Raw genomic sequence first — 16,711 nt, 5'->3', positions numbered from 1 at the left:
TGGCCACTACCGAAGGGCCCACTTGGTCCGATGCAGAGTCTTTCCATTCCAACTGATCGTGTTTCCGGTGTCATTGATCGATGAGCGAGCGTTTTTCAGAAGCCCCCATTTCGCGACTGGTCGGGTTTGAAGTTCAACCGAGCGAAATTGCAGATGGGGAGCCAGACGCAGGTCAGGCGATCGTGAACATCAATTGTGGGCCTCAGCATCACAATCCGATGGGTCGTGTGCACGGTGGTTTGGTTTCGGCGTTAGCGGATGCGGCGATGGGAATCGCCTTCGGGCGAACGCTGCTTTCCAGTGAAGATTTCTCGACCATTGAAATGAAGGTCAATTTCATTCGTCCGATTCGCGAGGGTCGATTGTCGGCCAAGGCGGTCGTGATCCAGCGAGGCCTGCGGATCGGTTTTGTCGAATGTCAAATCACCGACAAACGCGGGAAATTGGTCGCCACCGCATCATCAACGTGCACGGTGTTGGCGGGCGGTTGATCTGGCAATGAAGCACTTGGGCAAGGGCGACTTCTGACGACGCGAAGCAGTCCTTGTGGTAGACTGGGAGCCCTTCCTCCTAATGTCGTCGGGAACGCTTGCACGAGCTTTGGCACGGGCAACGCGTATCACTCTCGACGTCAGTCGCCCAAGTTCCCACCTCAGCGATTGTCGATGCGAAAGCCACCAGTCTCGTTTTTAAAAGCGTTTTGCGTACTCGTTTGTTTGATCGGACAAGCGTCCGCGGAAGAAAATCCCAGCGTTCATGGCGTCAGCGATGGCCGGCCCAATATTGTCTGGATCATTGCCGATGATCTCGGACCTGAGTTGGCGTGCTATGGCTATCCAGATGTGGCGACTCCCAACGTTGATCGCTTAGCTGAACGCGGGAGACTTTTTCTCAATACATTCAGTACATCACCGGTGTGCTCGTCGTCGCGTTCAGCATTCCAGACGGGACGCTACCAGACTTCGATCGGGTGCTATCACCATCTCACTCGCGACAAGAAGGAGTTGCAGGTTCGGACGGCGATTGATTGGTTGCGAGAGGCGGGCTATTTCATTTCGCATGGAAATGGCGAAGTGGGCAATAAGCAGGCGAACAAGTACGGCGTGAATTACCTGTACGACAAGCGAACGCATTTTGATGCTTATGACTGGGCCGATCGCGATCCTGGGCAACCGTTTTTTGCACAAGTTCATATCCATGAACCGCATCGTCCATTTGTGAAGAGCGATCGTCAACGCACCGAGGCTCCGATTCCTCCATATTACCCCGAGCATCCGATTACCCGCGCCGATTGGTCGAACTATTTGGCGACGATTGAAGTGATGGATCAAAAGGTCGGCGGGGTGCTCGATCGTTTGGAGTCGGAAGGGATCAGCGAGAACACCTTGGTGATCTTCTTTGGTGATCACGGCCGGCCACATGTCCGAGGCAAGCAGTGGTTGTACGAAGGCGGGTTGCACACGCCACTGATTGTTCGTTGGCCAGCGAAGCTTGCAGAGGCCAGCCAGGAATCCGGTATGGCGACCTTGTTGGACCTCGTTCCCACGACATTGCAGGCCGCCGGAATTGAGCCGCCGGAACTACCCGGAAAATCGCTGTTGAAGAATCAGTGGGCCGGGCATGAATACATCTTTGCCGCTCGTGATCGCTGCGGTGATGCTCCCGATCGCATTCGAAGCGTGCGAAACGAACGGTACAAATACATCCGCAATTTCCATCCTGAAAAGCCCTACTTGCAGCTGAGCAGCTACAAGAAGCTTTCTTACCCAGTGGAAACGTTGATGAAGGTGTTGCACGAGGAGGGACAGTGGGATTCACCATTCATGGCGGAGAATCGTCCGGAGGAAGAGCTTTACGATCTGTCCAACGATCCACATGAATTGCACAACCTCGCGAAAGAAGGATCCTATCAGTCGACGCTGGTGCAACTCCGAACGACGATGGACGATTGGATGAACGAGACCGGTGACCAAGGCGGCGTTGACGAAAGTCAAACGGTCAACATGGATGAGTTGATGGCTGAAAAACGCAAGTGGTACGAACGAACAATGCAGCGGCGCGGCCTCGAACCATCCGTTTCCGATAGTGAGTATCTCCAGTGGTGGGCGACCGAGTTGGGTGTGGAATGAGTTCACGCGTTTCGGTCGCGGGTTCGACGGTTCCAATGATTCAAGCCAACGACCGCTCTATGTACATATTGCCTTTCCATCGTCGTTGCAAAGTGCTGAACGGCATACTGAATGGCATGCTGATCGGTTGCCTCACCGGTTGGGGGCTGGTCTTTGCGATAGCTTCAACGAGCGTGGCAAAGGAACGTGTGGCTGCAGAGCGGTCTCCGTTCATCTCTGCTGTGGAGCGGTTTGGTCGCCATGACGAAATCGATTCAGCCGCGACGGCGAGATTGTTGGTCACAGAACTGAACTGTGTCGCGTGTCATCGCTCGCAACGTAGTGATCTGACGCCTAAACTTGGACCAGACTTGACGGCGGCCGGGACTCGATTGCGTGCGAGTTGGATCAAAGATTTCTTGCACTCCCCGCATGAGACGAAATCCGGTACGACGATGCCGGATGTACTCAATGAACTCGACGAGTCCGAGAAGGCCGCGGCGATCGAAGCAATCGTCGCCTTTCTGGCGTCGCGTCAGCAGCCTTTTCGAGAACTGAAAGCGGGTGGGGCCAATCCTTTGGAGGACGAGTTCTGGGACAAAGGCGATCCCGATCGAGGTGGAGATCTCTATCATCAGGTTGGCTGCGTCGCGTGTCATGAACCTGGCGCGGAAGTGGAGGTTGAATCTTCGCAATCATCCGCGATTGACCGTCTTCTTGACGAGCTGAATCCGGAAGAGTTGGAAGACATGGGGCTGGCGAGTGCCGCACGAAGAGTGGACTCGGTTCCGCATGCGGATTTGCCTGCCAAATACACACGGCAGTCGCTGACGCACTTTCTTCACGATCCTGAACACGTTCGTCCCGCCGGACGGATGCCGAGCTTGAAGCTGACGCCGAACGAAGCCGCCGATATCGCGGAATACTTGATGCAGCAACAGGAAGCATCGACTTCAAACAGCGACGAAAACCCCAGCGATTTTGCATCGTCCAAACAATTGATCGAACAGGGGAAGCAGCTGTTCGGCTCATTGCGATGTGCGAATTGCCATGAGACAGGGCTATCGATCAAGCAATCGTTTGCAACCGAATGGGGACAACTCAACATTGATTCAGCTGATTCGTGTTTGCGAGACGAAAGCCATCGGAGTGTTGACTTTCGTCTGGATGAATTTCAAACCGAAACCCTCGTCCATTCGATTCAAAGTGGCGTGTTGACAGGCGCGGCCTCGATCCGTGAAGCAAGCGAGTTGGTTCAGCAGAGTTTGCTGACGTTGAACTGCTACGCATGCCACGAGCGTGAACAACTTGGCGGAGTCGGGCGATATCGAAAACCGCACTTTGAAGCCAATTCGTTGGCGGACCTCGGTGATGAAGGCCGATTGCCTCCCGGTCTCAGCGGTGTCGGTGCGAAACTCACAAAGGATTGGTTGCAAAAGGTATTGGCGGGACACCCCGCGACTCGGTTGCGGCCTCACATGACCATCCGCATGCCAACCTTTCCCAAGTCGATGGTTGAGCCATTGGCTCAGGCATTCGAAGTGGCGGATGACGCCTCAAAACAAACCGACTCCGATATCTTTGGTGAGCACAACGCGCTCGCAGAAGACGGGAAGCAGTTGACTCAGATTGGCTGCATTCAGTGTCACGCCTTTGATGGAAATGCTTTGCTCGGAGTGGTTGGGATTGATTTGGGCGGCGTCCCGAATCGGATCCGTCCAGACTGGTTTCGCACATTCGTTCTGGATCCTGGCGCGTTGAAACGTGGGACTCGGATGCCCTCGTTTTTTCCGGATGGAGTCAGCCAATCTCCTCATATTTTGGATGGCAATACTGGTCAGCAAGTCGCTGCCCTTTGGTCTTACTTGAAACAGTCCGATCGCTTGGGAGCACCTCCAAAGATTGCTGAGGCGTTGGCGGCAAGCTATGAATTGAAACCGGCAGATCAGCCTTTGATCTTGAGGACATTCATGAACGGTGTTGGGAATCACGCGATTGCGGTCGGATTCCCCGAAGGCGTTCACTTTGCAATCGACGCGAAAACGCCTCGGCTTGCTTTGGCATGGAAGGAAGATTTTGTCGATGCCAGAAGCACATGGTTTGAGCGGTTTACACCGCCGATCGATCCACTCGGAATGGACGCTGTCGTTGTTTCGCCTGGGGCTGAGTTTCGGTTTCAACCAAGCGATCATTCTCAGAAGCCTTCTTATCCAACCTTCATCGGCTACCAGCTCGATTCAAATCGCGTTCCCACGTTTCGCTATCGCGTTGGCGGCACCATTGTGACGGACCGCGTCGAGGCAACTCGTGATCGCGTACTTCGTCGAACCATTCGCATCGCGAAGGATGACGAACCGATTGACGGACGGTTGGAGTTTCGATTGACGGGTGCATCCCCGAATGGACTGGACGGATCCAATCGAATCACCAGTGCGTCGGGTTTGAACGTGACGTTTTCGGATGGAGAAGCGGTCGAAGATCGAGTCGATCGAGATCCTAACGCTGATGACGTCTGGGTTTCACTCAGCAAGAACCAGACGATGGAGGTTGTGTACCAATGGTGATTTGCAAAATGCTTCGCACGTTGTGTCCGGTGATTGCTCTGCTTTTGACTGTCCTGTTTGGAGACGTGGTCCGAGCGGATGAAGAGAACGACTACTACCGAATGGTCTCGATCGCCGCTCCCGAAGCACAAACGGAATCTCGCGATCCAAACTGGAAACCTTCCGATGATGGGATCGCGTTGGAGGTAAGTGGGATCGCGGTGCTGAGTCCGTCTCGTTTGGCAGTTGCGATTCGCAAAGGCGAAGTCTGGTTGTTGGATGGAGTGGATGAGGTCACTGGCGACGACGATTCCGAGCGTGTTTCCTATCACCGTTTTGCCACTGCGTTGCATGAGCCACTCGGTTTGCTTCATCACGATGACTCATTGATCACCGTCCAACGAACGGAGATGACCCGTCTGCGAGACACTACCGGCGATGACGTCGCGGATGAATACGAAACGATCGCGTCAGGTTGGGGCGTTTCGGGGCACTACCACGAGTACGCCTACGGTCCGAAGTTGGATCCAGACGGCAATCTTTGGATGACGCTCAACATCGGGATGGGGCTGAAAGGCGAACAGCTGAAACAAATCGTTCCTGATGCACCATTTGGCTATCGCCAGGCGGCGTGGCGCGGTTGGGCGATGAAAGTGACTCCTCGCGGAACCTTGCAACCAGTGTGCGCAGGCATGCGGTCTCCTTCCGGGTTAGGAGCCAACGCGGATGGCGACATGTTTTATACCGACCAACAAGGCAACTGGGTCGCGACGAACTCGCTGAATCATATGCGGCCAGGAGCTTTCTTCCATCATCCAGAATCGCTTGCTTCGATGGAGCTGGAGGGATCAACGATTCACGACGTGGCTAAAGTGCCGAACGGGATCGCTTACCCCGAGGCCCTCAAACGATTTCCGCAGATGCAACCGCCCGCGGTGTGGTTCCCCTACAAGAAGGCCGGTCAATCCGCGACCGATATCCTTCTCGATAGCAGCGGTGGTGGTTTCGGTCCGTTTGCCGGGCAATTGTTCGTTGGCGAGTTCACTCAGGCATCGATCAACCGAGTGTTTCTCGAAAAAGTCGACGGTGAATATCAAGGGGCATGCTTTCCATTCCGGCGCGGATTTGCTTCTGCGGTTTTGCGGATGGCGCAAGCGGAAGATGGAAGCGTCTATGTCGGGCTGACCAATCGTGGTTGGAGCAGTCTGGGTACGTCGCCGTATGGTTTGCAGCGTTTGACCTGGACCGGCGAAACGCCGTTTGAAATCCAAGAGATGCGGGCGAAACCTGATGGCTTTGAACTGGTATTCACTCGCCCGGTGGACGTCGAATCAGCCTCGGATGTCCGGTCCTACGGAATGACCAGTCACACGTACTTGTATCAGTCCAGCTATGGCAGCGACGAAGTCTTGAAACGACATCTCAACATTCGCAAAGCCATTGTGTCCGAAGACCGAATGCGAGTTGAGTTGAAGGTGGACGGATTGCGGGAACTGTTTGTGCACGAACTGGATGCACATGGCGTGTTGGATGCAAACGGGAAACCGCTGCTGCACCGGAAATCGTTCTACACGCTAAACAATATTCCGCAGAAGTGATCGACCGGACTCAAACGAGTTGCCAGTAGGCGATGCCGAAGCCGTCATCGTTTTGTGCCAAGGTTCGAACATCGCCGTTCGAATCGAATTCCCACTCTTTCAGTGAGTAGGGCTGCAGGTTTCCGATTTCGTCAGGGTTGTGACCAGATATCCCGTCGGTGCTGAACGACGTATCCAGTTGCCCGTCCGGCGTGATCCGAGCGACACCGTTGAGGTAGGAAACGATGTATCGGCCTTGGCTATCGATATCGAAGGCCCCCGCCGTGTTGTCGAACAATAATACTCCGTCGGTCACGATGGAACTCGGCAAAATCAGGCGACCTCCGTCACCGAAGCTGGAGTCAATCTGGCCGTCAATGGTGAATCGAAGCGAGACTTGGGTTCCCAGGACGGTGAGCCTTCCTTCGTCGTCCAGCACCACGCGTTCAAACCGCTCGCCGTAGGATGAGTATTCAGAAAACTGTTGGTGGGGAATGTTCGCGAAGCCTTCGTCGCCAAACCAGGTTCCTGTGCTGCCATCTTCATTCAGTTGGATCAACCATCCCGCATTTGTGCTCTCATTGGAGGGGAACCCCCACAGCACAATGATGGAGTTGTCTGGACGGGTAAGAATCTGCGATTCCGCCGAATAGAAATTCGGTTCCTGCGGCGTCGGGATGTTCGTTGCACCATTGATTCCGAAACTGTTGTCTGCCGTTCCGTCCGCGTTGTAGCGTGCAATTGACACGTCGTTGCCGAGCAGGATTCGATCCTGCGAATCCATTGTCATGGATGCCCTCGAGCTGATGCCTCCGAGGGAAGCCTGAACAAAACCGCCATCACCAAATGAGGCGTCCAACTGGCCGTTTTCTGTCAAGCGAACCAGGACATTGGAATAGCTGCGGAAGTATCCGTCATAGTTGAAAACCTGAAGACGCGCCAGCAGACGATCTTGCGAATCCACCTCGAGGTTCTGCAATGAAAACTGCGTGGATTTTAGCGAATCATTGTTGAGGAACTGCTTCGCGGCCTGGATCAGTTCAACAGGCTCGCCGTTGTTGAACGATTTCAGAGCGGATCCATTTTCGTCGAACAGTTGGACTTGGATGATCTTTTGGTATTCACCCGACTCACCCCAGAAATACTGGTTCCAACCGACTGCGGATTCGTCTTGGGAAGTGATTGCATGTTCGACTTCAAATGGACGCTCGGGGGTGATGATTGAGACACCTGAACTCGCGATCGAATCGTCCAACGTGTAGCGTTCGCTCGTGTATTCATTTGCAGAGAACTGAAAGTGTCCGCGTCCTTCCAATCGCTCCGTTTGCCAGTTTCCGGATGTGATCGATCCATTTCGATAGACTCCTTGTGCAAACGTGGAGGGATCCTCGGTTTGATGAACCACCCCGTCAATTTCGATCCGATCGACGACCAAGTTGTAATCAATGCCTGGATCAGGTCGGTACAAGTCGTTGATGAACTCCACCCGTACCGAGTTCGGTTTCAAGTCGGTATTGAGATAGAACTTGTAGGCCGTCATTTCGGTGGTCAGGCTGATTGAGTCTGAACGGAACGAGCCCGCTAAAACGTTCATTTTCTCGCCGCCTTGGTCACCTCGAGCGTAGACGACGAGTTCTGATCCGGTGGGCGTGCCGTATTGCAAGTAACCGTTTGTGTTCAGCACGCTGCCACGTCCTTGGCCGGAGACTACACCGTCCTCGGGGATCCAAGTTCCCGTTGAGAAGACGTCCGCCGCGTTGCTGTCGAGGACCTGATCACCAATCGTCACTGATCCAAGTTGAACATTCCGATCGATTCCCTGTGCAGGGTCATAGAAATCGTTCACAAAATGAATTCGTAACAGGCTCGGATCAATCGAGGTGTAGTCCACATTGATCTGATAGGTCTCCCATTGGTCGCTGACGCGGAAGTACGAGATCCTTTCTTCGTTGTAGATCACTTCCAGGATCTCTTGCCCAGTGTCCCCGATCGCCTGCACCTCGATTCCAGATGCGTCCCACGCAAAGCTGATTTCCTGACCTGCGTCACCCGCCAACAACAACCGCGGTTCCAGTTCGTCGACCAACCAATTCGCCGTCGATGATTGCGAACGTTTCGACGTAAACTTAGGTGAGCGACGCCGTGGAAGACGGTTCATCCAACTGCGAAGATTCATGGAACTGGGGGACTGAGGGGACCGGGTGATCTGGGGTGGTGGTCAAGAGTATAGGCGATGGGGCGTGGGGTGGTAGCATCCCCAGTGAAAGTGTTGCGAGCGGATCAATGTTGCTGCTGGCCATTGCTTCCCGGACATGGAGGCGAACCGCATCGCGGATTGGGTGCCATCGATGTCTCCCCTTTAGCAAATTATCTTGATTTGGCAGGCAGCAGATCGCGCGATTGAGACCCCATGAAAATGCGCCGGACGAGGCAAATGACCCCGATCGGGCGACGGTCGAACTTTTTTGCAGGACGTCAGTTTGCGGAGTGCTGCACCAATTCTTCGACGAATCGAACCGCCCAAGCCAATCGTCGTAGCGGACGGGAGTTGCTGGTTTGGTCGGATAGGATCGCGGGCGTTCGCGGATCGCTTTCTTTGGTTTGTGGATTCAGATTGATTGACTTCAGAACGATGCTCGGGGAAAAATCTGCCCCGATGTCTTCCAGCAACTTGGAAGTGCTGCGATGGAAGGTAGCAACGCGATCATCGGGGCGGACAAAGGTTCGCCAGCGTTCGCGAAACTCATCCACTGTGACAAGCGGTTCCAATTCCTCTGTAGTCAAACGGAGGCGACGCATGAAGGATTCGTCAGTCAGCGATTCGGACTGGATCGCACAGCGGAAGAATTCGCCCGTTCCCATTCGAACCGCGTTCCAAAACAGTGGTGCCGGTGAGTGAGAATCTGTTGCAGTTGCATTGTCGGTGTTGCCTCGCTCCTGTTCGCCATAGGCGACCACAATCTTGCTCACATCTTCGGTCAACACTCGTGGCACGTTGGCGGATCCCCGGCGTCGAGTTTCGTTGAGTCGCCAATTGGATTTTGCATGCCCGATCTGATCCGCGATCATTCGATCGAACACGTCTAACAGACGATCGAATCCGGGTGTGGTGGGTTCGATCGCCGACAAGGCCGCGACGGTCGCTTCGAGCGTTGAGAGAGCGTGCTCATTTGGTTCGCGACGGATCCGGTATCGGCCCGGTTGAGATGGCGCGAGTCGATACCGAGGAAGCGTCTGCAAACGCGGAATGTCGCGAAAGAGCGTCTTGGCGTGATGCCAAGTGCCATCGATGACGACCAGTTGCTTTGGTCGCTCCTCCGGCGACAAGTCCGAGAGCAGTTTGGCATTGTCGCCGGGATACAACAGTCCAACGCCGTCGCTGAGGGGCATCGTCGCAAATCGCTCGGCCAATTCATGATTGTAAGCAACCATGACCCGACATTTCTGCAACGATTGGCCAACGATTCGAGCGGTGTTGAACGGATGCGACCGCTCGCGACGATGTTGCATGATCAACACGTCGGTTTGATTGGCGACCTTTGGGATCAGTTCGCAAAAGCAAAGCGATCGTGGGCGAAAACAGGCGTGACAGCGTTTGGGCTCGTCCGATTCGATCGGAGTTTCGTTTGAGGGTGGAGATAAAATGTCGATCGGGAAGTGTCTGATGCGAGTGTGCGATAGATGAAACGCCACAAACTCTATTAGAAATTCAGATGGCCGGGTATCAGGCGTCAGCGTCGGATCGCTTGGCAAAATGCGACCGGCGGTGATTCGCTGAAACGACCGTGCAACCAAAAATGAACCCCGCGTGCAGGAATTCTGCACGCGGGGTCGCTGTGTACTCGTGGCAATTCAACAGATCAGGCGATCAGTTTTCTTCACGAATGGAGATGTCCTTGAACTCGACCGGATCATTGTGGCCGGCGAATCCAAAGTGACCTGAAGTTCGGGTTTTACCCGGGTGAGCACTGCCAGCCATGTAGTCGTCGATCTTCGATACATCCGTGTCCAGGATCACGTTGCCATTCAGTTCGACTCGGATCGTTGGTCCGATAACGGTGACTTGTTGGAAGTTCCATTCACCGACGGGACGTAGGTAGCCACGTTTCGCTGCCGCCATTCCGTATGCCGACCCGTGGTATTGGCGTTCATCGAGCTTTGCGTAGGCGGGGTGATCGTTGTCCAGCACTTGCAACTCAGTCATCGCGGCGTAGGCGGGGTTTCCTTCTTTGGGAGCCCGAATTGCCAAACCATTGTTGCCGCGTTCGGGCAAGCGGAATCGCAAGCGGACGGAGAAGTCGCCATATTCTTTTTCCGTCAGCAAGTTGCCACCGCGGCCTTTTTGACATTGAATCGAGCCGTCTTCGGTCACTTCGTAATCCGCGACGGCTCCGATCCAACCTTCCAACGTCTTTCCGTCGAACACCGAAGTGAAGTTGTCGTTGTGTTTGGATGCGAGAATGTCGTTCGCCTCGTCAGTGTCCAATTGCCGAACTTGAATGTTGCGCCAGCGGATTTCACCGCCATGCGTCTGCAATTGAATCGGACCGGAAGCGGGCAATGGCTCTCCGCGACGCCAATAGTTTTCCATGATCGCGTGATCGACGGTTTGTTTGCCGTTGAGCCACACGGAGGTTCGTGAACCGACTTGGATGACGTGAACTGTGTTCCATTCACCAAAGGGTTTGTCAGCCAAAACCAAAGGATCTTTGCCTGCCGCACCGGGTGAGTTGTTCCAGAGAGCACCGCTGCCCAGGTTGGCTCCCAGGTTGAACTTGCCTTCGTCGGTGGTGTCCCAGATTTGGACTTGAGGGGTGCCTTTCAAGTAGATGCCGCTGTCCGCCTTGGCGACGGTTCGGTATTCCAATTTCAATTCGTAGTCGGAATAGCCTTCGTCCGTTGTTAAGTATGCACCGTGGCCGTCGTTGACCAACTCCCCGTTTTCAACCGACCAATGTGATTTCGCGTCTGCGGTCCACTCTTCGATTTTGGACGCCCGTTCTTCATCGGACATCTCAGCAAGTTTGTAAGGGTCGAAGTGTGGTTGGCCGTGCCATCCCGACAGGTCTTTGCCGTTGAAAAGCGTCGCCCAACCGGACTGAGTGTCGGTGGCGTCTTGCGCGTGCGATGTTGTGAAGGCGGCGAGGCACAAGGCCACGCAAAGCGGTAAGCGTTGGTTCAGGTGTAGGTTCATGTTGCAACGTTGAAGTGGAAACCAAAGTGAAGTGAATCGATCGAACGCACGCGGTGTCGGCGTGACGTTTCGGCATTGGTTCACGCGCAGTGTCGGAGACACTCGACGGAACGGATTGTTTCTGCGGGCGTTGAAAATCGCTCGTTGGGACGGAGGCCGTTTGGTTTGGCTCTCACCGATCATCGGTGAAAACATAAAACGCGGCGACCAAGGCAAATCAGATGTGGCTGAGTTGGCGGGGCCAGTCGAGCCGCATCAAACGGACGCGGTTGGGTGGGATTTCAGGCGGGATTCAGACAGGACCTATCAATGGAGGTGGGACAATATCCGAAGTCCTCGTAGGATAATCGTTTCGGGGTCGCGGATGTTGCGGCCCATCGCCAATCGTAAAAATGTGACGTTGATGTCCGACAGTCTTCCCTTATCCGTGCAGCCACCCGCCCACGTCGTCCTCTATCAGCCGGAGATTCCTCAGAACACGGGGAATATTGGCCGAACCTGTGTCGCTGTGGGGGCAAAACTTTGGATCGTTGAACCCGCTTCGTTTCAATTCGATGAAAAAAGACTGCGTCGTGCCGGACTGGATTATTGGCAGTACCTGGACTGGGAACCGGTCCCCTCTTGGGACGCTCTTTGCGAACGACTGAACCCGGAGCGATTTTTCTTCTTTTCGAAGTTCGCCAAACGGACGGTTTGGGAAGCCGAATTCGCTTTGGGCGACGTGCTGGTTTTCGGTCGAGAAACCAGTGGTTTGCCAGCATCGATCTTGAAGCCCGATGACCCAAGATCGCTTCGGTTGCCGATGCGAGAGCAAGTCCGGAGTCTGAACTTGAGTGTCACAGCAGGCATCGCCTTGTACGAACATCAACGTCAGACCATTGATCTGTTGCCTGCTTAGTGATGTTTCGCGTTGCGGAGAGGACGTTGCACCAGCAACTTTGTTCCGGGAAATCGTTTGTCCCAGTCCCGCGATGCCAACGCCGCCGCTTCTTCACTTTCGAACCACGTGAATACTCCGGGACCCCAGCTGCTCTGTCCGACACCGCTATGGCCGGAAGCAATCAACTGCTCGATCAAACGCGTTGTCGCTTCACCGTTGTATGGACCACCTTGAACAGATGAGAACAGTTCGCCACTGGAACGGTTGTAGCGTGTGATTGCATCGGCGAACGAGTCGAAGTCAGAGTGTTCGACCGACGGAATGAGTTCACGGGTGAGGATATCGACCAGTCTGGATCGCACTTCGTCGCTAGCTGGTTGCAGCGCATCGAACTGTTGTTGTTCCTCATCACCACTGATCGTTTCACTTGGCAATGCGGCGTCCATCAATACAACACCAGCACGCCACGAATCCGGAAGTGAGATCCTTCGGTCGATTGGATTGAGTTGGCAACCGTCGGCTCGTTCGCGATCGCTGGCTTGACCGCGGTCCAGGCCTTCGACGATCAACCCGGGTTCAAAAAATCCATGTGAGCCGACCGCGCTTCGTCGACCTCGGTTGGCCAATCGCAAGACACATTCGCGTGTCGGCCGTTCCGCGGAAGTTTGCTTCAGCAATGCCAGCGAAATCGCGAGCGAGAGTTGAGTTCCACTCCCCAGCCCGTTATGCGACGGTGCCGCCGACACGACTTCGATGGTCACGGCAGGCCGAGTCGCTCGGCCGGTCATTTGCTGCCAGCGATCGACGATCCCGAGAATGCGATCGCGATGGCGTTGGTCACATTCGAACGTCGTCGACGAACTCACGCGAACACAGGTGAGCGGCCCGTCGATCATGACGCCGCATCCGCCAAAGGGTGGCGCAACATCCAACAATCCAAAATGCAGACGGGCTCCCGTTCGAACTTCGACGCTCATGAGATCGACGACTCTCGCACGTGTCGCCGAATCAATTGCAACGCTTCTCGCTCAGGCTCACCGCCGGTTTTTTCGATCGCGATTCGAGCTCGCTCGAGTTCTTCTTCGATTTCCTCGGGAGGCAGCAGATGCAACCGCGTGGCGGCAACAGCGGCTTCGATCACCGCATGCTTGGCACGATTGAATCCAAAAAATGGGTCGACCAATCCCGAAGCCAGACATCTCGCGGTGAGCTCGTGTCGTGGTGGCGTTCCGGCACGCTGCGTGACTCGAACGGCGAACCAACGATGACATCGCTTCAATCGCACATGGGTGTCTTCCAATCCAGGAATGGGGACGACCAAATCGCTCGCGTCGACTTTGCCAATCGCTGTTTTCGCGATCAGTAGAGCATCGTCGATCACATGAATGACGGCGTTTCCACTTGCGAGCAAATTGTCGCAAGTGGTCGATCCCTCGTAGGGACGAAGCAAGAACTGCGGAAGGCCACCAGGCGATTGCGGTGGCAACACGATCGGTCCCAGCGGTGCCAGGTTGATGCGTCCCTGTTCGTCGAGTGTCGTGACCAATGATTCCAAGATCATGACGTCGCACCCCCACCGGCGTCGGGTTGCGAAATCGAGATCGGCGGAATGGTCGTGCGTTGAAAGCGTGAACCTTGGACCGACGGTTGGTGTTCGGGTTGATGCCTTTGAGCCATTCCGATGAAGTGTTCAAACATGGCCAGTCCGCCTTGCGTGAGCAAAGACTCGGGATGGAACTGGACCCCATGAACGCAGCGTCGGTGATCTGCTAGTCCCATGATCAATGTTGGATCGTCCGCTGCCCACGCGGTGATCTGCAATGACTTTGGCAGCGTCGCAGCATCCACTCGAAGCGAGTGATATCGTCCGACTTCGATGGTGGAAGGCAATCCAGCGAACACACTCACGCCGCGATGATTGACTGGAACGGCCATCCCGTGCATCGGCGGACCGACGACGACTTTCGCACCGTAGGCGGCCGCGATGGTTTGATGTCCGAGGCAGATTCCTAGAATTGGAATTTTGCCCGCGAGCCGTTGGACCACATCCAGCGAACATCCTGCGGATTCGGGGCCATGGGGACCGGGTGAGATCACGATCGCACTTGGATTCATCTCAATGATCTGTTCCACCGACAACGAATCACTGCGGACGACCTTCGTTTGCAACCCTTTGCCGGGTTCGTCTTCCATCGGCAAGTTGTTGCCTGCGCGGTTCCGGCGAGCAGCGACGCGGAGATAACGCGCGACGTTGTGAACGAAGGAGTCGTAGTTGTCGAGTAGCAGTATCAACGAGTAACAGTATCAAAGCGACGTCGGAATCCGGACGGCTTCATCGGTTGATTAGCAAGGATTGGGAATGTGGTCAGGTGCCGGTCGCACGCAGCAGCGGCGCGATGCACCAGCCGGTACGGCCAGCCAACAATTTCCCGTCGTTTCCTTCGCCAACCACGGATCAGCGTCTCGGTTTGGCAAATTTGATCTTCTCGATCAATTTGACCACCTGATCGCCGTCTTTGTAACCACTGACCGCGGTGATGGCACGAATGACATATTCGTACCGCAGGTTGTAGTCGGTGTCGATTTCGATTTCGGGACCCTCGCCCGCTTCCACTTCCATGGGAGTCGATGTGCCGATCAAACCAATCACGTTGGCTCGCAATTTGTCGAAGCTGGTCGCGTCGTTACCCATTTGAATATCGTTCAGCTCGATCCCAGCGAGTGACCCAGCCGCGTCGGAGCGAAGACGCAGCTTCAAAGGCAATTCCGTCGTATCCAACGCACCGCTGCCATCGCCTGCCAACGGCATTTTGATGCTGAAGTCGCCTTCCATCTCGACAATTTTGAACGTCATCACAAAGAAGATTAGCAGCAGAAAGACAATGTCAATCATGCTGGTCATGTTCAGCTCAGTGCCCTGGCTGGTTTCGCGGTTGCGAATTTTCATGAGCGATCCTCTTTGACGCGCAGAGCAAAGTTTTCCAGCTTGGAATCTTGGCAAACGCGGATGATCTCTTGAACCTCGCCCGCCGCAACGTCCTTGTGTCCTCGGATGATCACGTTGGCGTCGCTGACCGCTTTGCCTTCGGCACGAATGACCGCCAGTTCACGGTCCAGACCAATTCGTAATGTTTCAGCGGTGTAATCATCACCGCCCAGGAAAACTCGGCCATCGGCTCCGACGTGCAGAATGATAGGAAACTCGAGCGCGACTTCAGGTGGCTTCACCAAACGGCTGTTTGGCAACACGACGTTGTCGTTGGCCTCGGTTTGAGCGAAGTTGATCAACACCATGAAAAAGGCGATCAACTGAAACGTCATGTCGATCATGGGTGTCATGTCACCTTCCGCCATGTCGACTTCGGTGCGTTTGACTCGCATCAGCCACGGGCTCCTGACTTGGGCGACATGTCTTCAAATTTGCTCATCAGGTTTTCGCTTTCCACGCCCACTTCAAGGAGCAGGCGAGCGACGCGGTTGCGAAGAATGTTGTAGGCCGCGATCGCGGGGATGGCGACGGCGAGACCGACGAGCGTGGTGAAAAGAGCGGTCGAGATACCAGCCGCCAGATCAGATGGTTTGGGAGTGGAGCCACCCAAAGCAATGACTTGGAAAGATGAAATCATCCCTTGAACCGTTCCGAACAATCCAATCATGGGCGACAGGTTACCGATCAAAGCCATGTAGCTCAGTCGGTGTTCGAGCTTCATGCTTTCCTCTTCGCCGACTTCCTGCATTGCTTCGAGAGCTTTGTTGTATCCCTTGCTGACCTTTGCCAAACCCGCCGCCAAGACTTGTCCAAGCACTGATTCGTCGGCTTTTGCCAGGTCGTAGGCACCTTGATTGTCATTCGCGGCGAGTCGCTGACTGAACTCTTCCACCAGCTCGGTCGGGCAGAGCGTGTCGCGGCGAGCGGCCAACATGTTCATCACGAAGAGCGAGACCAGCGTCACGGACAAGGCCAAGAAGACGATCAGGTAGGCGACACCGAGTGATTCGAAGACCCATTCCAACAAGGATTGATCGGTCGCGGGTGGCTGCGAGTTGCCGGCGTTCCCGTTGCCTGCCGCATCACCGGCAGGTTGCTCAGCAGCACCTGCCCCAGCGGGTTCGGCGGGAGCTTCGTCGACGGGATCGTCGCCGAACTCAGCCATCGCATCATCTTGTGCAAACGTGGGCGAGAAAGACGACCCAGCAAAAACCAAAGATGCGAGAACAATCCCCACCGTGAAGAGCCAAGTTCGAGAAGCCAACGGTTCAGCAAGACGCATCATGGACGGAACAACCACGGGAGGAGAGAAAAGTCGAGTGGGTTTGACTCAGAATAATCCACGCTGACGCCCGTCGCACCACCCCTGCGGCGGTTTGTGCTCCCAAAACACTGTCGGATGTTCGGATTGGTCGGTTCA

14 protein-coding genes are annotated in these 16,711 nt (G+C 55.0%); 5 read left to right on the top strand and 9 right to left on the bottom strand.

The annotated features are described in order from the left end of the window. The first annotated feature begins 80 nt into the window (after nt 1–80). The 4 genes from RB_RS07815 to RB_RS07800 all read left to right on the top strand — a co-directional run bounded on the left by RB_RS07815 (nt 81) and on the right by RB_RS07800 (nt 6,249). A complete protein-coding gene (locus RB_RS07815; protein WP_007327433.1) occupies nt 81–491 on the top strand; it encodes a PaaI family thioesterase in 411 nt (136 codons plus the stop codon). Between the two features lie 174 nt (nt 492–665). After that, the gene (locus RB_RS07810) at nt 666–2,129 is read left to right on the top strand and encodes a sulfatase family protein (RefSeq protein WP_164921686.1); all 1,464 of its coding nucleotides are present in this window, start codon (nt 666–668) and stop codon (nt 2,127–2,129) included. Beyond that, nucleotides 2,126–4,672 (top strand): c-type cytochrome, encoded by a 2,547-nt coding sequence (locus tag RB_RS07805; RefSeq protein WP_164921685.1) that lies wholly within the window; start codon nt 2,126–2,128, stop codon nt 4,670–4,672. Before RB_RS07810 ends, RB_RS07805 begins: the two co-directional genes overlap by 4 nt. After that, the gene (locus RB_RS07800; RefSeq protein WP_011119646.1) at nt 4,666–6,249 is read left to right on the top strand and encodes a DUF7133 domain-containing protein; all 1,584 of its coding nucleotides are present in this window, start codon (nt 4,666–4,668) and stop codon (nt 6,247–6,249) included. The genes RB_RS07805 and RB_RS07800 overlap by 7 nt, the downstream gene beginning before the upstream one ends. A gap of 10 nt (nt 6,250–6,259) precedes the next feature. Here RB_RS07800 and RB_RS07795 read toward each other — a convergent pair whose 3' ends face one another. The 3 genes from RB_RS07795 to RB_RS07785 form a co-directional block, all read right to left on the bottom strand. Beyond that, complete coding sequence (locus RB_RS07795) at nt 6,260–8,386, bottom strand: carbohydrate-binding domain-containing protein (RefSeq protein WP_231846312.1); 2,127 nt, start codon at nt 8,384–8,386, stop codon at nt 6,260–6,262. Between the two features lie 317 nt (nt 8,387–8,703). Continuing rightward, on the bottom strand, nt 8,704–9,921 hold the full coding sequence (locus RB_RS07790) for a tRNA-uridine aminocarboxypropyltransferase (protein WP_231846547.1): 1,218 nt from the start codon (nt 9,919–9,921) through the stop codon (nt 8,704–8,706). Nucleotides 9,922–10,096: 175 nt separating this feature from the next. Beyond that, the gene (locus RB_RS07785; RefSeq protein WP_231846311.1) at nt 10,097–11,422 is read right to left on the bottom strand and encodes a 3-keto-disaccharide hydrolase; all 1,326 of its coding nucleotides are present in this window, start codon (nt 11,420–11,422) and stop codon (nt 10,097–10,099) included. 364 nt (nt 11,423–11,786) lie between these two features. Here RB_RS07785 and RB_RS28525 point away from each other — a divergent pair, with 364 nt between their 5' ends. Further along, entirely contained in the window at nt 11,787–12,320 is a 534-nt protein-coding gene (locus RB_RS28525) for a tRNA (cytidine(34)-2'-O)-methyltransferase (RefSeq protein WP_011119641.1), read from the top strand. Here the strand turns inward: RB_RS28525 and RB_RS07775 are convergent. The 6 genes from RB_RS07775 to RB_RS07750 all read right to left on the bottom strand — a co-directional run bounded on the left by RB_RS07775 (nt 12,317) and on the right by RB_RS07750 (nt 16,576). Further along, nucleotides 12,317–13,279, bottom strand: coding sequence for a GHMP family kinase ATP-binding protein (locus tag RB_RS07775; RefSeq protein WP_011119640.1), 963 nt, complete (start codon nt 13,277–13,279; stop codon nt 12,317–12,319). The two genes, RB_RS28525 and RB_RS07775, sit on opposite strands and share 4 nt — an antisense overlap. After that, complete coding sequence (locus RB_RS07770; RefSeq protein WP_011119639.1) at nt 13,276–13,863, bottom strand: DUF447 domain-containing protein; 588 nt, start codon at nt 13,861–13,863, stop codon at nt 13,276–13,278. The genes RB_RS07775 and RB_RS07770 overlap by 4 nt, the downstream gene beginning before the upstream one ends. Beyond that, nucleotides 13,860–14,594: an anthranilate synthase component II gene (locus tag RB_RS07765; protein WP_011119638.1), complete on the bottom strand. Its 735-nt coding sequence runs from the start codon at nt 14,592–14,594 to the stop codon at nt 13,860–13,862. The genes RB_RS07770 and RB_RS07765 overlap by 4 nt, the downstream gene beginning before the upstream one ends. A 163-nt stretch (nt 14,595–14,757) precedes the next feature. Next, nucleotides 14,758–15,249 (bottom strand): ExbD/TolR family protein, encoded by a 492-nt coding sequence (locus RB_RS07760; protein WP_007327445.1) that lies wholly within the window; start codon nt 15,247–15,249, stop codon nt 14,758–14,760. Then, the gene (locus tag RB_RS07755; protein ID WP_007327446.1) at nt 15,246–15,683 is read right to left on the bottom strand and encodes an ExbD/TolR family protein; all 438 of its coding nucleotides are present in this window, start codon (nt 15,681–15,683) and stop codon (nt 15,246–15,248) included. The genes RB_RS07760 and RB_RS07755 overlap by 4 nt, the downstream gene beginning before the upstream one ends. Continuing rightward, entirely contained in the window at nt 15,683–16,576 is an 894-nt protein-coding gene (locus RB_RS07750; RefSeq protein ID WP_037228130.1) for a MotA/TolQ/ExbB proton channel family protein, read from the bottom strand. The genes RB_RS07755 and RB_RS07750 overlap by 1 nt, the downstream gene beginning before the upstream one ends. Nucleotides 16,577–16,711 lie beyond the last annotated feature (135 nt).

It is taken from the genome of Rhodopirellula baltica SH 1, assembly GCF_000196115.1.
Lineage (GTDB): Bacteria > Planctomycetota > Planctomycetia > Pirellulales > Pirellulaceae > Rhodopirellula > Rhodopirellula baltica.
Note: the sequence above shows the minus strand (reverse complement) of the source record. Positions and strands in the feature narration are given on the sequence as shown.